We start from the raw sequence: 15468 nt of genomic DNA, 5'->3' as shown, positions 1-15468 counted from the left end.
GGGTTGATGCACTCGTGGCCGTACTCGCTCCGGTTTACTTTGGCACTGGGACAGCCTGGAAAGCCCCCACGGCTCTGGACGAAGGCGGGCGCCTCAAGCACCACAGGCGAGCGAACGGAGTGAGCGAGCCGAGGACCGCAGAGTTGTGCCCCCCGAGTCCAGAGTCCCGGGGGCTTTCGCGGTCGTCGCTATCTTGCTCCCCTTTGCTGAGCACCGGTCGACGCTCCGCCCAGCTACTGACGAGTGAGCCTTTTACAACGACACGACACCAACCCCGACCTATGAGTCACGATCGCACGAGCGCCGGGTTCAAGGACCGGACTCGGGTTGCGGACGCCCGCGAGCGCCTGCTCACGCACGCCTCGCGTCACGGCCGGACGGAGCGGATCCCCCTCGTCGAGGCCGACGGGCGCGCCGTCGCCGGGCCGCTGACGGCGCCGAACCCGGTGCCGGGGTACGACCGCGCCGCGATGGACGGCTACGCCGTCCGAGCGGCCGACACCTTCGGCGCGTCCGGCCGCTCGCCGGCCGTCCTGTTCGCCGGCGAAGACGAGGTCGGACCGGAGGAGGCGGTCCGGGTCCACACCGGGAGCGAACTCCCCGCGGGCGCCGACGCCGTCGTCATGGTCGAGGAGACCGAGGACCTGGGGCGCGAGGTGGAGGTGTTCGACGCCGTCGCCGAGGGCGAGAACGTCGGCCCGACCGGCGAGGACGTCGCCCAGGGACATACGCTGTACGAGCCGCCACACCGGCTCCGCCCCTCGGACCTGGGGCTGCTGAAGTCCGTCGGCCTGGCCGACGTGGAGGTGTTCGAGCGCCCCCGCGTCTCCGTCGTTCCGACCGGCGAGGAGCTGGTGCAGGCCGACCCCGACCCCGGCGAGGTCATCGAGACGAACGGCCTGACGGTCTCCCGGCTGGCCGAGCGCTGGGGCGCGGACGCGACGTACCGGGAGATCGTCACGGACGACGAGGATGCCCTCGCCGCTGCGATCGAGCGCGACCTCGACCACGACGTCGTCGTCACCACCGGCGGCTCCTCGGTCGGCGAACGGGACCTCGTCCCGGAGGTCGTCGCTGACCTCGGCGAGGTGCTGGTCCACGGCGTCGCCCTCAAGCCCGGCCACCCGGTCGCGCTCGGGGTCGCGGAGGGGACGCCGGTCCTGATGCTCCCCGGCTACCCGGTCGCCTGCATCGTCAACGCGGTCCAGTTCCTCCGACCCGTGCTGAAGGAGATCGGCGGGCTCCCCGCCGACCCGCACCCGACCCGCCGGGCGACGCTGACGCGGAAGCTCTCCTCGGAGCCGGGGACCCGGACGTTCGCGCGGGTTCGACTCGCGGAGGGGAAGGACGGACTCGCAGCCGAGCCGACCCGCGCGTCCGGGTCGGGCGTGCTCTCGTCGGTCGCGCTCGCCGACGGTTGGGCGGTGGTGCCCGAATCCCGGGAGGGGATCGACGCCGGCGAGACGATCGACGTGGAGCTGTGGGAGGTGGACGAATGAGCGACGACGGCCCGGAGCGCAAGGAGTTCCGCGACCTCGCCACCCCCGACGCGGCCCGCGAGGCAATCGCGTCGCTTGACCTCGAACCGGAACCCGAGCGCGTCCCGCTCGCAGAAGCGCGGGGACGTGTGCTCGCCGAACGGATCGACGCCGCACTCGACGTGCCGGGGTTCGACCGGGCGTCGATGGACGGCTACGCGGTCCGGGCGCGGGACACCTTCGGCGCCGACGAGGCCGACCCCGCGACGCTCGAACTCGTCGGGGAGGTCCACGCCGGGGTCGAACCCGAACTCGCGGTCGAACCGGGGACGTGCGCGGAGATCTCCACGGGCGCGGTGATGCCCGACGGCGCCGACGCCGTGGTGATGGTCGAGCGGACGAGCCAGTCGGGCGACGTCGTCGAGATCCGCACCTCCGTCGCCCCGGGCGACCACGTGATGTTCGCGGGCGCGGACATCGCCGCCGGCGCGCGGGCGCTCGGCCCGGGGACCGAACTGACGCCCCGCGAGATCGGCCTGCTCTCGGCGCTCGGGGCCGACGAGGTCCCCGTCCGGGGGAGGCCGACGGTGGGCGTCATCTCCACCGGCGACGAACTCGTCCGTCCCGGCGAGGACCTGCATAGCGAGCGCGGGCAGATATACGACGTGAACAGCTACACCGTCGCGGCCGGCGTCGAGGAGGCGGGCGGCGAGGCGCGCCTCTACCCCCACGCGGGCGACGACTACGACGAGATGGAGCGCCTGCTCGTCGAGGCCAGCGAGGAGTGCGACCTGGTGCTCTCCTCGGGCTCGACATCCGCCTCGGCGGTGGACGTCATCTACCGCGTCATCGAGGAGCGCGGCGACCTGCTCCTCCACGGCGTCGCGGTGAAGCCCGGCAAGCCGATGCTCGTCGGCCGGGTCGGGGAGTCGGCCTACGTCGGCCTCCCGGGCTACCCGGTGTCGGCGCTCACCATCTTCCGGACGTTCGTCGCGCCCGCGATCCGCGAGGCGGCCGGGAAGCCAGAGCCGCGGACCGCGACCGTCGAGGGGAACATGGCCGTCCGCGAGCGATACGCGGAGGGACGGATGCGGCTGATGCCCGCCGGGCTGGTGGACGACGCCGAGAGAAACACGCTCGTTTACCCGGTCGACAAGGGGTCGGGCGCGACGACGAGCCTCGTGGAGGCCGACGGCGTCGTCGTCGTCGGTCCCGACACGGACTACCTCGCGGAGGGCGAGCGGGTGGAGGTACAGCTGTTCTCCCCGGAGGTCAGGCCGCCGTCGGCGTTCGGCGCCGGCGAGGACGACCCGGCGCTCTCGCGCCTGCTCGACCGGCTGGAGCGCCCGCGCTACCTCCCGGTCGGGAGCCGGGAGGGGCTTCGACGGCTCCGCGACGGCGTGCCCGACTTCGCCGTGACGGCGGGGTCGGCAGCGCGGGAGGTGGACGCCGTGGACCTCGGCGGCTGGACGCGCGAGTGGGGCCTCGTCGTCCCCGCGGACGACCCCGAGGGGATCGAGGGGGTCGCGGACCTCGTCGACCGCGACCTCCGGTTCGTCAACCGGGACGCGAACTCGGGGCTCCGCACGAGTCTGGGAGAGGTCGTCGCCGACCTGGCGGCCGAACGCGGCGTCGAGCGCCGCGAACTGGTCGAGTCCATCGACGGCTTCGACCGCTCCGTCCGCGCCCACGAGTCGCCCGCCCGTCGGGTGCTCGCGGGCGACGCGGACGCGGGACTGGGCCTGCGCGCGACCGCGGAGAAACTCGGGACGGGGTTCGTCCCGCTCGGGGAGCAGGAGGTCCGGGTTCGCGCGAACCCGGACCGCGTCGGGAAGCCCGGGGTGGCGGAACTCCGCGAGCGGGTCGGCGAACTGGACGACGTGCTCGAGGGGCTGGCCGGCTACGGCGCGACGTAGGCCTTCGGCGTCACTCGGACGGGTCCTCCAGGACGACGGTGTCCTCCCGTCCGGGTCCGACGCCCACGGCGTAGATCGGCGCGTCGAGTTCCGCCGAGACGTACTCGAGGTAGGTGCGGGCGTTCCCGGGAATCGCCTCGTAGCCCTCGCGGGCGACGGTGTCCCAGTCGACGTCGGGCCAGCCGTCGAATCGCCGGTAGTCGACCGTACAGCGGTCCCAACCGGCGGCCGTCGTCGGGACGGTCGTCGACTCCTCGCCCTCGACGTCGTAGCTGTGGCCCACGAGCACCTCGTCGAGGCCGGCGAGCACGTCGACGTGGCCGACCACGATGCCGGTGAAACCGTTCGCGCGGGCGGCGTGCCGGAGCATCGGCACGTCGAGCCACCCGACGCGGCGCGGTCGGCCGGTGACGGTGCCGTACTCGCCGCCCTCGTCGCGGATGTACGTCGCGACCTCCTCCTCCGCCTCGTCGACGTCCGAACCGTCGGCGTAGCCGGGCGTCTGCCCCTCGACCCCGCCGAGTTCGGTCGGCATCGGGCCGTTCCCGACGCGCGTGAGGTACGCCTTCACGACGCCGACGACCTCGCCCCGGCCGACGACGCCGGGACCGAGTCCGCTTCCCGTGCAGGCTGCGCCGACCGTCGGGTTCGAGGAGGTGACGTAGGGGTAGGTGCCGTGGTCGACGTCGATCAGCGTCCCCTGCGCGCCCTCGAGCATCACCTCGTCGCCGGCGTCGATCCGTCGCTGGAGGTAGGTGCCGCAGTCGACGGTCGCGTTCTCCTCCCGGAGTCGCTCGCCGTAGCCGCCGTAGACGTCGTGGAGGTGGTCGACGTCGCACTCTTCACCCGCCTCGAGGCCGAACACGTCCTCGACGAGGGCCCGATTCCAGGGGACGACGTACTCCAGCCGGTCGCGAAGCACGTCGGGGTCGAGGAGGTCGCCGACGCGGACGCCGCGTCGGCCCGCCTTGTCCTCGTAGGCCGGGCCGATGCCGCGACCGGTCGTGCCCACCGCGTCGTCGTCACGGGCCTCCTCCTCGATGCCGTCGAGCCGACGGTGGTACGGGAGGATGACGTGCGCGCGTTCGGCGACGCGGACGTCGGGGTCGAGCCCGCGCTCGCGAAGCGCGTCCAGTTCGTCGAACAGCGTCTCCGGGTTGACGACGCAGCCGTTGCCGAGTACGCCGACGGTCCCGCGGACGACGCCCGACGGGAGGAGCGAGAGCTTGTACTCGCTGTCCCCGAACACGACTGTGTGGCCGGCGTTGTCGCCGCCCTGGTACCGGACGACGACGTCGGCGGGCTCGCCGAACAGGTCGACGGCGCCGCCCTTGCCTTCGTCGCCGAGCTGGGACCCGACGATGGTGACGGTCATACGGGAAGTCCGGACTCGATGTACAAATTAGTGGCTATTCTGTGGGTTCAGAGGGCCGTACTTATGCACATACGAGCATAAAATGGCTTGCGGCCCCAAGGTGGCGAGGTACGTCGACAACAGGGTGCGTCGGCGACGGTCGGCGGCACTGGCGGTCGGTAGAACGGTCGGGGTGGTCGCGGGGAAGGGGCGCGAGAAGTGTTCGACCGCAGTTCGGATCGTCTACGGCGTCGGCGCCGCCTTCTGGAGCGCGGTCTCGGCGATGTTCCCGCCGTAGTCGGCCGAGCGCGACACCGAGTCCACGATGAGCCCGAGCAACTGCGCCCGCGCCGGCTCCTGGTCCCGGAGGAGTTCGTCGATGCTGCGCGCGCGCTCGTCGATGTCGAGGACGGAGCCCCGGGCGTCGTTCGCGAGCCGCGCGGCCTCGGCGTTCTCGTCGGCGAACAGCGCGTCCATCGCGCGGTCGACCACGTCGCGGGCGTCGGCTTCGAGTTCCTCGAGGGCCTCGATGACCTCGGCGGGGACCTCGACGTCCCCCTCCTCGTGGAGCTGGAGCGTCAGGTGGGCGATCTTCGTGGCGTGGTCGCCGACCCGTTCGAGCTGTCGGGCGCTCGCGTGGTAGTCGAAGCAGGTCTCGCGGCCGACCCCCAGCTCCTCGGCGGCCTTCGGGGTGCGGAGGGTCGAGCGGAAGATGCGGGAGACGACCATGTGGAGCCGGTCCACGTCGTCGTCGCGCTGGATGACGTCCTTCGCCATGTCCTCGTCGCCCTCGGCGAGGGCGGCGACGGCGTCCTCCAGCATCGAGAGCGCGATGAGCCGCATCCGGGTGACGGCGTTGTGGATCGACAGCTCCGAGGAGTCGAGCAGGTCGCGGATGACGACGCGGTCGCGCGTCTCCTCCAGCACCTCGAGGCCGACGAGGCTCTGGGTGGAGTCGCGGATGGTCCGGCGCTGGTCGTTCGAGATGCGCGAGGTCTCTAGCGCGATGATGTCGAACCCGGAGACGTACATCGTCATCACCGCCCGCGTGAGTTCGTCGCCCTCGAGGTCGGCGATGTCGAGCGTCCCCTCCGTGCGCTCCTCGTCCGTCTGTGGGGTGAGGAACAGCGAGTCCTCCTCCGGGTAGAACTCCACGGTGCTGCCGGCGCTCACGTCGTTCTCGGTCGCCCAGTCCTTGGGGATCGACACGGTGTACGTGGAGCCGCCCGTCACCTGCACCTTCCGTGTTTCGACCATGTACTCCGTAGTCGGCGGTTACAGCATAACTTTATCGGAATTCTATATATTGTGGGCGGGGAGTATGGGCCGACGGCCGAACCCGGACTCCACTCGGCGTGCTGGCCGACCGTACTCCGACAGGTGGGGGCGGTAGGTTCAACCATTTCGACGTGAGCGGGCGATACCACGACGCAGGACGCGACTCGGGGATCTCACCACCGGCCGACGTATCCGTGTCACTGGACCTCTCCCCAGGGATATATAGATGACATAGTAGGGTATTTATGTATATCTCGGCTTCGTTCGTGTGATGGCCGACAAGACCGGTCCCGATGGCCTCTCCCGGCGCCGATTCATCGCGGCGGCCGGGGCGGCCGGGACCGTCGGCATCGCGGGTTGTACCGGCGAAGATAATCCCGATAACTCGTTCGGTCCCGGGGGTTCGGGAGGCGCGGAGGGCGAGGGGCTGGTGGGGAACATCTCGCTCGCCGGTTCCTCGACCGTGTTCCCCATCGCCAGCGCCGTCGCAGAGGAGTTCCAGCGCAAGCACGCGGGCGTGGACATCACCGTCCAGTCGACCGGTTCGGGCGGCGGCTTCGCGAACTTCTTCTGCAAGGGCAGGACCGACTTCAACAACGCCTCCCGTTCCATCGCCGAGGAGGAGAAACGGAACTGCAGCGAGAACGGCGTCGAGTGGCACAAGATCAACGTCGCCACCGACGCGCTGACGGTCATCGTCAACAACGAGACCGACTTCGTCGACCACCTGACCGTCGAGGAACTCCGGAGCATCTGGAAGCCCGACCCGGTCGAGACCTGGTCGGAGGTCCGGGACGGCTTCCCCGACGAGACCATCGAGCGCTACGGCGCCGCCGAGACGTCGGGCACGTTCGACTACTTCACGGAGGCCGTCGTGGGCGAGGAGGGCGCCCACACGCAGGCGTATCAGGCCACCGAGGACGACAACCAGATCGTCACGGGCGTCTCGGGCAGCCAGTACGCCATCGGCTACTTCGGCTTCGCGTTCTACCAGGGCAACACCGATCGGGTGAAGGCGCTCGGCATCGACAACGGCGACGGGCCGGTGAAGCCCTCGCTCGAAACCGCTCAGAGCGGCGAGTACGCGCCGCTCTCGCGCCCGCTGTTCACCTACGCCGCCCAGGACTCGATGACGAAAAAGCACATCGCCGAGTTCGCACGCTTCTACGTGAGACAGAGCGCGAACCGCGAACTCATCGCCGAGAGCATCGGCTACGTGCCCAACACGGACGAGCAGATGCGGGAACAGCTCGACCAGCTCAACCAGTTCATCCAGCAGGCCTGATATGCACGAGCGACCGACGAGCGGGAACGCGTCGTTTTTTGCACCGTCCGCCAGACCACCCACCCATGCACCGGCCCACCGAGCCGCTCACACCCACGCTCCATGAGTGCTGAACCGGCAGATCTGACCGGGGGAACGGAGGCCCGTTCGCTGCGCGAACGGCTCGTTCACGCCGCGTTCCTCCTGTGCGCGATCGTCTCCGTCCTCACCACCGTCGGGATCGTCGGCGCGCTCCTCGTGGACGCCGTCGGGTTCTTCACGAACTACTCGCTGGGCCGGTTCCTCGGCGGGACGAACTGGAGCCCGGGCATCCACCCGGTCTCGTTCGGGGTCCTCCCGCTCGTGTTCGGCACGATCGTCGTGACGATCACATCGGCCGCCGTCGCGCTGCCGATCGGCGTTCTCACGGCGATCTACCTCAGCGAGTACGCGAGCGACCGGGTTCGAACCTACCTCAAGCCCGCGCTCGAGATCCTCGCGGGCGTCCCGACGATCGTGTACGGTATACTCGCGCTCGTCTACCTCACGCCGTTCCTCAAGGCGACGCTGTTCCCGTCGATCTCGACGTTCAACGTCCTCTCGGCGTCGCTGATGGTCGGCATCATGATCGTGCCGATGGTCGCGTCCATCAGCGAGGACGCGATGAACGCGGTGCCGGACTCGCTCCGCCAGGCCGGCTACGGGCTCGGGGCGACGAAGTTCGAGGTGTCGACCGGCATCGTCGTGCCCGCGGCGATCTCCGGCATCGTGTCGTCGTTCATCCTCGCGCTCTCGCGGGCCATCGGCGAGACGATGATCGTCGTCGTCGCGGCCGGGTCGAACGCCCGGCTCCCGTCGGTGCGCTACGACGAGCTCCTCGGGCTCTCGATCCCGTACGTCCACCCGGCGGACGTGTTCCTCGAACCGGCACAGCCGATGACCTCCGCGATGGTCCAGCTCGCGAGTTCGGACATCACGGGCGGATCGCTCGGCTACAACGCGCTGTTCGCCATCGGCATCACCCTGTTCGTCATCACGCTCGCCATGAACGTCGTCAGCGAACTGATCGTCAGGCGCTACCGGGAGGAGTACCAATGACAGCCGCCGAATCCGCCGAGTCACGCGACACGGAGTTCGGCTCGGTCAGCCAGGTGAAGGGCGTCGCCTTCGAGTACCTGACGCTCGCCGCCTCGCTCGTCGGCATCGTCGCGCTCGCGGTGCTGCTCGGCTACGTCTCGGCCGACGCGTTGGGCGTGGGGCCGGCCGAACCGGCGTGGTTCCTCGTGTTCCTCCTCACGCTCGTCGTCCCGGCGATCGGGTTCGTCTGGTACGCGGCGCGGACGCCGGGCGTCGCGGACGTGCTCGAGCGGCTCGTCGTCAGGGTCATCGGCGGCGCCGAACTCGCCGTCGCGCTCGTGGTGCTGTTCATCGTCTCCGACGTCCAGTTCTGGTTCCTGCTCTATACGGTCGGGGTCGTCCCCGCCGCCGCTCTCGTCCTCTACGGCCGCGTCGCGGACGACCCGCGGGTCGAATTCCCGGTGCCGCTGGTCGTCCTCGTCGTCGGCCTCCTGGCGGGGTACCTCCTGAAGGGCCCCGTGGACACGTTCCCGATCGACGTCCTCATCGCGCTCTGGATGCTCGGCGTCCCCGTCGCGTCGTACTTCGGCCTGCGCTGGCGGGCGCGCGCCGGCACCGTCGCCGGCGTGCTCGTCGGCCTCGGGATCCTGGCGGGTGCGACCGCCGCAGGGTTCGGGCTCGCCGCCGTGTCCGGGCTCGGCCCCGAAGCCGGCTTCGTGGTCGCGCTCACGCCCGGCGTGCTCGTGGCCTCCTACGCCGCGGAGGTCGCCCTGGACGAACCGGTCGGTCGTCGCGGGCTGCTGTTCCCGGTCGTCCTGCTCGTCGGCGCGCTCCTGGGCCAGGCCGTCGTCACGGCCCTCGGCCTCGCTGGCCCGGAGCCGTGGCTCGACGCGCAGTTCCTCACGAGCGCGCCGTCGCGGTTCGCAGAGCAGGCAGGGCTGTACCCGGCGATCATCGGCTCGGTGTTCATCATCTCGCTCGTCGCGGTGTTCTCGTTCGTCTTCGGGGTCGGCTGCGCGGTGTACCTCGAGGAGTACGCGCCCCAGTCGGGGTACGGCGGGATGGCCACGAACGTCGTGCAGGTGAACATCGCGAACCTCGCGGGGGTCCCGTCGGTCGTGTACGGCCTGCTCGGCCTCGGCATCTTCGTGAACCTCATCGGGCTCGGGTTCGGTATCGTCCTCGTCGCGGCGATGACGCTGTCGCTCCTCATCCTCCCCATCGTCATCATCTCCTCGCAGGAGGCGATCCGTTCCGTGCCCGACTCGCAGCGGCAGGCCGCCTACGGCATGGGCGCGACACGATGGCAGACCGTGAAGTCGGTCGTCATCCCCGAGGCGGTCCCGGGCATCCTGACGGGCTCCATCCTCGCGCTCGGGCGGGCCATCGGGGAGACGGCGCCGCTCATCATCATCGGGCTCCCGACGACGGTGTTCAACGCGCCGACGGGGCTGTTCGGGAAGGGGTCGGCGATGCCGATGACGATCTACGGCTGGGCGTTCCTCCCGGACGAGGCGTTCCGGGAGGGCGTGCTCGCGGCCGGCGTGGTGACCCTGATGGTCATCCTGCTGTCCATCAACTCGGTCGCCATCTACGTGCGGAACAACTACCAGCGGGGCTCCTGAGAACCATGAACGACGACACGACGACGACCAGCGTGGCAACGGACGATCAACTGATCGAGACCGACCCCGGGATGGGCGGACTCAGCGAGCGCGAGGAGTCCACGCCCGTCACGGAGTCGACGGTCATCGAGAGCCGGCACCTGAACGTCTGGTACAACGACACCCAGGCGATCCGGGACGTCTCGATGGAGATCCCCGAGAACCAGGTGACGGCGATGATCGGGCCGTCGGGCTGCGGGAAGTCGACGTTCCTCCGGTGTATCAACCGGATGAACGACCTCATCGACGCCGCCCGCGTCGAGGGCGAACTGCTGTTCAACGGCAAGGACGTGTACGACGAGGACGTCGACCCGGTGGCGCTCCGACGACGCATCGGGATGGTGTTCCAGCAGCCGAACCCGTTCCCCAAGAGCATCTACGACAACGTCGCGTACGGCCTGCGCGTCCAGGACCGAACGGACAATCTGGACGAGCGCGTCGAGCGGGCGCTGAAGCGGGCGGCGCTGTGGGACGAGGTGTCCGACCAGCTCGACGAGTCGGGGCTCGAACTCTCGGGCGGGCAGCAACAGCGGCTCTGCATCGCCCGGGCCATCGCGGCCGACCCGGAGGTCATCCTGATGGACGAGCCGGCGTCGGCGCTCGACCCGGTGGCGACCTCGAAGATCGAGGACCTCATCGACGATCTCTCGGAGGAGTACACGGTCGTCATCGTCACCCACAACATGCAGCAGGCCGCGCGCATCTCGGACAAGACCGCGGTGTTCCTCACGGGCGGGGAACTCGTGGAGTTCGGCAACACGAACGAGATCTTCGAGAACCCCGAGTCCGACCGCGTCGAGGACTACATCACCGGGAAGTTCGGGTAGCCGTCGTCGTCCGGCCACAGTCCGGGGACGGCCGCGGATCGGTCACTGATTCTCCGTCCACGCGATGTCTCGATCGCGTCCCGTCTCCGCTCGTTCTCGGTTCACGTTTCCTCCGCCGTCGTAACGCCAGTTCCCTCCAGCACACGCGCGGTCACGTCGATGCCGTCGGCGTCGCGTTCGGCGCGGGCGTCGTGGCGGGCCAGGGTCCCGGTTTCCCCCGGAGGTTCGTCGCGACGGTGGGGGAGGCGTCGCCGCCGCTCCCGCATCCGGCCGTCACCAAGAGGGAGTCGCGAGGAACGCACGTCTGTCCACGCCCGACCGTCGGGTGGACGGTACAAAGAACCAACACGTGAACCGCAGCCGCCGCCGACTACTGTTCGCTCCCGAGTGCTCGTGTGGGTTCCGTACCCCAAGGAGGTGTCCGAGGGTAACGCTTACCCGCCGTCCGATGCCATTTCCGGTATGCCCAGGAAACAGTACCAGGAACGCCTCGCGGAGCTCCGTGAGGACGTGCTCTACATGAGCGAACTGGTCGCAGAGCGCCTCCGCATGGGGATGGACGCGCTCGAGCAGAAGGACGAGGAGCTCGCGCGGACCGTCATCGAGAAGGACTCCGAGGTGAACCAGATCTACCTCGAACTCGAGCAGGACTGCGTCGACCTGCTGGCGCTCCAGCAGCCAGTCGCGGGGGACCTCCGGTTCATCGCCGCCTCGTTCAAGATCATCACCGACCTCGAACGGATCGGCGACCTCGCGACCAACCTCGGCGGGTACACGCTCGACGCCGAGCACGACGTGTTCCCCGACGTGGACGTCCAGCGCCTCGGCGATATGACCCTCGACATGCTCGAGAACGCGATGAACGCGTACGCCGACGAGGACACCGACGCCTGCTACGCGGTGGCCGAGTCGGACGACGACCTCGACGCGATGTGCGAGACGGCGAGTTCCGCGGTCGTCCGCGACCTCATCCAGCGCGAGGGCGTCGACACCGAGGAGGACGTCGAGGAGATCATGGCCGACGTCTCGCGCCTCCTGCTCACCATCCGGGACCTGGAGCGCGTCGGCGACCACGCGGTCAACATTGCCGCGCGGACGCTGTACATGCTGGAGAACGACGACGAGCTCATCTACTGAACCTCTTTTGTGGAGGTCCTCCTCGCTCGCTCCGCTCGCTCGTCGAACCCCCGCAAAACCCGTTCATGCTGTGGGATTCCTTCGGAATCCCACTGCTGACGGGAAATCGAAGATTTCCCGTAATGCCAAAAGGCCGCGACCTCGGGCCTTCGGCCCTCACTCGCGGTACAGTCACTGGTGATTCCGCCGCGGCGGACGGTAGATCAACGAACTCGGTGTTCCCGATCGACTACGTTCACGAGAGCTCCCGCCCGCAGTCCGGACACGACTCCGACTCCTCGGGGACCGTGTTCCCACATTTGTCGCAGTAGTACACCTCGCCGTTCGACTTCTTCCGTGCGGGGTTCTCGGGCTCGGCCGTCTCCAGTTCGACGCCGCAGTTCTGACAGTAGTTCGCCGACCGGACGTTGTCCGCTTCGCACTCCTGGCACGACACCTGGTCGGGTTCCAACTCCTCCGTTCGCGTCCGTCTCTGGTCGGCTGTAGCAACGTACACCCCGAATAGTCCGCCGAGCATCGCCCCGAGGGGTCCGAGGAAGAGGAACCCGAACGCGGCGGATGAGAAAATGATGATGACTGCTACGAGCGCCTTCAGAAAGCCGTGGAAACCGCTCTTCGTCCGGGAGGGCCTGGACATGAACGCAGGCTCATGGCGTACGATAATAACCTCTCGGTCGACTCGGCGACCGAATCCCGCCGAGTTCCGTTATTCCGTGACCAACGTCCCGTGGCGGTTGCGGTGGCGGTTCACACCAGCGTTAGTACCGCGAGCGAGGGCCGAAGGCCCGAGGTCGCGGCCTTTTGGCATTACGGGAAATCGAAGATTTCCCGTCAGCAGTGGGATTCCGAAGGAATCCCACAGCATGAACGGGTTTTTGGCGGGGGTCGACAAGCGAGCGACCGAAGGGAGCGAGCGAGGAGGCCCCCGCGAAAAAGAGGTTCTATTGGAACCCGATCCGACCGCCCTTGTCCCTGCGAAGCGAGTCGGTGCCGCCGCCCTTGAACTGCTCCTCGATGCCCTCGTAGTAGCTCATGATGTCCTCGGAGATCGTCGGCCGGACGTTCTCCATCGCCTGGCGGAAGTGGCGCATGCCGACCTCCTCGGCGTCGTCCTCCTCGCGAAGCGCCTCGATGGCGGCCTCGCGCGCGATGGACTCCAGGTCCGAGCCGACGTAGCCGTCTGTGATCTCCGCGAGTTCGCGGAGGCTCACGTCGGCGGCCAGGGGCGTGTCGTCCGTGTGGATCTTGAGGATCTGCTCGCGCCCCTCCTCGTCCGGCTGTGCGATCATCACGAGCCGGTCGAACCGGCCCGAACGGATCAGCGCCGGGTCGATCATGTCCGGCCGGTTCGTCGCGCCGATGACCATCACGTCGCCCATCTCCTCGAGCCCGTCGAGTTCGGTGAGCAGCTGGTTCACGACGCGCTCGGAGACGTTGTTGCCCATCTCCTGTCCGCGGCTCGGCGCGAGGCTGTCGAGCTCGTCGAAGAAGATGATCGTCGGCGACACCTGGCGGGCCTTCCGGAACGTCTGCCGGATGGCCTTCTCGGACTCACCGACCCACTTCGAGAGCAGCTGCGGGCCGCGCACGGAGATGAAGTTCGCGTTCGTCTCGTTGGCGACGGCCTTCGCCATCAGCGTCTTGCCCGTGCCGGGCGGGCCGTACAGGAGGACGCCCTTCGGCGCCTCGACGCCCATGCGCTGGAACTTCTCCGGGTCGGACAGCGGCCACTCGACGGCCTCCTTGACCCGCTGCTTGGGGTCCTCGAGCCCGCCGACGTCGTCCCAGGTGATCTTCGGAAGCTCGACGAGCACCTCCCGCATCGCCGACGGCTCGACGTCCGCGAGCGCGCCGTGGAAGTCGCTCCGCTTGACGATCATGCGGTCGATGAGGCTCGGCGGGATGTCCTCCTCGTCGAGGTCGATCTCGGGGAGGTACCGGCGGAGCGCCTTCATCGCGGCCTCCTTCGTCAGGCTCTCGATGTCGGCGCCGACGAAGCCGTGGGTCTCGTCGGCCAGGCGGTCGAGGTTCACGTCGTCCGAGAGCGGCATCCCCCGGGTGTGGATCTGCAGCACCTCCTTGCGGCCGGACTCGTCCGGGACGCCGATCTCGATCTCGCGGTCGAAGCGGCCGGGACGGCGGAGCGCCGGGTCGACGGAGTCGACGCGGTTGGTCGCGGCGATGACGATGACCTGGCCGCGGGTCTCGAGCCCGTCCATCATCGTCAGCAGCTGGGCGACGACGCGGCGCTCGACCTCGCCGGTCACGTCCTCGCGTTTGGGCGCGATGGAGTCGAGTTCGTCGATGAAGATGATGGAGGGCGACTCGTCCTTCGCGTCCTCGAAGATCTCCCGGAGCTGCTGTTCGGACTCGCCGTAGTACTTCGAGATGATCTCGGGCCCCGCGATGGAGAAGAACGAGGCGCTGGTCTCGTTGGCGACGGCCTTCGCGAGCAGCGTCTTCCCGGTGCCCGGCGGGCCGTGGAGGAGCACGCCCTGTGGCGGCTCGATGCCGAGCTTCTGGAAGATCTGCGGGTGCTTCATCGGGAGTTCGACCATCTCCCGGACCCGCTGGATCTCGCCCTGGAGGCCGCCGATGTCCTCGTAGGTGATGCCGCCGCCGGTCTTCTCGAACCCGGAGATGGGCTCCTCGCGGAGCTCCACCTCGGTGTCCTCGGTGATGAGGACGACGTTGTCGGGTTCGGTGTCGACCGCGATGAGCGGGATTGCCTGGCCCGGCGAGCGCATGAACGGGTGGTTCGTGCTCGACATGACCGGCACGATGTCGCGCTCGACGACCGGACGCTTGAGGATCTGCCGCTTCACCATGCCGGCGGCGTCCGAGCCGAACTGGACGGACGCCTCCTCCGGCGGCGCGAGCGTGAGGCTCTCGGCCTTCTGTGCCTCCGCTTTGCGGATCGTGACGCGCTCACCGATACCGACGTCGGCGTTCTGGCGCGTGAACCCGTCGATGCGGACGGTGTCGGTGTTCCAGTCCTGCCGGTCGGCGCGCCACACCTTCGCCGCCGTGGTCTCGGCGCCCTCGATCTCGATGATGTCGCCGGGGGAGAGCTTCAGGTGGAGTAGGGTGTCGGGGTCGAGACGCGCGATACCGCGCCCCGAGTCGTTCGGGTACGCCTTCGCGACTTCGAGTTGAACTTCGTTCATGTGTTAGGGGACGGGGGTGTTCGTGTGGGGAATCTCCGGGTCGTCCGCGGTTAAGTGCTTTGCTACCTCGTCTCGTTGTCGGTTTCCGACGAGGTGTGATACGACATACCACGGTACGCGACGGGGCCTGAAAACATCACCGGGTGCCCGGATGACGGGTGGCGGACGCGAGTCGGTCGGACGACGGTCGCCGACGGGAGACAAGTAGGATCGCCGATACGTGTCGCGGATCGACGTCTCGTCGGTCGGCGGTTCCCCGACGCACCGGCGACGGTACCGACTTTTACCCCGGCCCTCGTCGGTGGG

General features: G+C 68.8%; 12 protein-coding genes. 7 read left to right on the top strand and 5 right to left on the bottom strand.

The genetic code is table 11. The features are described 5' to 3' along the window. The first annotated feature begins 281 nt into the window (after positions 1–281). Positions 282–1499 (top strand): molybdopterin molybdotransferase MoeA, encoded by a 1218-nt coding sequence (locus HUG10_RS09060; RefSeq protein ID WP_179169266.1) that lies wholly within the window; start codon positions 282–284, stop codon positions 1497–1499. Further along, positions 1496–3394, top strand: coding sequence for a molybdopterin biosynthesis protein (locus tag HUG10_RS09055; RefSeq protein ID WP_179169265.1), 1899 nt, complete (start codon positions 1496–1498; stop codon positions 3392–3394). The genes HUG10_RS09060 and HUG10_RS09055 overlap by 4 nt, the downstream gene beginning before the upstream one ends. A 10-nt stretch (positions 3395–3404) precedes the next feature. Here HUG10_RS09055 and HUG10_RS09050 read toward each other — a convergent pair whose 3' ends face one another. Together HUG10_RS09050 and HUG10_RS09045 are read right to left on the bottom strand one after the other, a co-directional pair. Next, positions 3405–4769 carry an adenylosuccinate synthase gene (locus tag HUG10_RS09050; protein WP_179169264.1) on the bottom strand — a complete coding sequence of 455 codons (1365 nt, stop codon included), beginning with the start codon at positions 4767–4769 and terminating at the stop codon, positions 3405–3407. 222 nt (positions 4770–4991) lie between these two features. Beyond that, complete coding sequence (locus HUG10_RS09045) at positions 4992–6005, bottom strand: phosphate signaling complex PhoU family protein (RefSeq protein WP_179169263.1); 1014 nt, start codon at positions 6003–6005, stop codon at positions 4992–4994. Between the two features lie 292 nt (positions 6006–6297). Here HUG10_RS09045 and HUG10_RS09040 point away from each other — a divergent pair, with 292 nt between their 5' ends. From HUG10_RS09040 to pstB, 4 genes are all read left to right on the top strand, one after another. Continuing rightward, entirely contained in the window at positions 6298–7311 is a 1014-nt protein-coding gene (locus HUG10_RS09040) for a PstS family phosphate ABC transporter substrate-binding protein (protein ID WP_179169262.1), read from the top strand. 102 nt (positions 7312–7413) lie between these two features. Beyond that, a complete protein-coding gene (gene pstC / locus HUG10_RS09035; RefSeq protein WP_179169261.1) occupies positions 7414–8388 on the top strand; it encodes a phosphate ABC transporter permease subunit PstC in 975 nt (324 codons plus the stop codon). Next, positions 8385–9992, top strand: a complete 1608-nt coding sequence (gene pstA, locus HUG10_RS09030) for a phosphate ABC transporter permease PstA (protein ID WP_179169260.1) — start codon at positions 8385–8387, stop codon at positions 9990–9992. Before pstC ends, pstA begins: the two co-directional genes overlap by 4 nt. Positions 9993–10063: 71 nt before the next feature. Beyond that, a complete protein-coding gene (pstB, locus tag HUG10_RS09025) occupies positions 10064–10858 on the top strand; it encodes a phosphate ABC transporter ATP-binding protein PstB (protein WP_218780695.1) in 795 nt (264 codons plus the stop codon). Positions 10859–10959: 101 nt separating this feature from the next. On the opposite strand, the gene HUG10_RS09020 is transcribed toward pstB, so the two are convergent. Next, positions 10960–11160 (bottom strand): hypothetical protein, encoded by a 201-nt coding sequence (locus tag HUG10_RS09020; RefSeq protein ID WP_179169258.1) that lies wholly within the window; start codon positions 11158–11160, stop codon positions 10960–10962. Between the two features lie 160 nt (positions 11161–11320). Between HUG10_RS09020 and phoU the strand changes: the two genes are divergently transcribed. Next, positions 11321–11995 carry a phosphate signaling complex protein PhoU gene (gene phoU, locus HUG10_RS09015; protein WP_179169257.1) on the top strand — a complete coding sequence of 225 codons (675 nt, stop codon included), beginning with the start codon at positions 11321–11323 and terminating at the stop codon, positions 11993–11995. 235 nt (positions 11996–12230) lie between these two features. Here the strand turns inward: phoU and HUG10_RS09010 are convergent, their stop codons facing one another. Then, entirely contained in the window at positions 12231–12632 is a 402-nt protein-coding gene (locus HUG10_RS09010; RefSeq protein WP_179169256.1) for a double zinc ribbon domain-containing protein, read from the bottom strand. Positions 12633–12936: 304 nt separating this feature from the next. After that, positions 12937–15162, bottom strand: a complete 2226-nt coding sequence (locus HUG10_RS09005; RefSeq protein ID WP_179169255.1) for a CDC48 family AAA ATPase — start codon at positions 15160–15162, stop codon at positions 12937–12939. Between the last annotated feature and the right edge of the window lie 306 nt (positions 15163–15468).

The organism is Halorarum halophilum (genome assembly GCF_013401515.1).
Taxonomy (GTDB): Archaea; Halobacteriota; Halobacteria; order Halobacteriales; family Haloferacaceae; genus Halorarum; species Halorarum halophilum.
The sequence above is the reverse complement of the archived record's forward strand: the minus strand, read 5'-3'. Positions and strand labels throughout refer to the sequence as shown.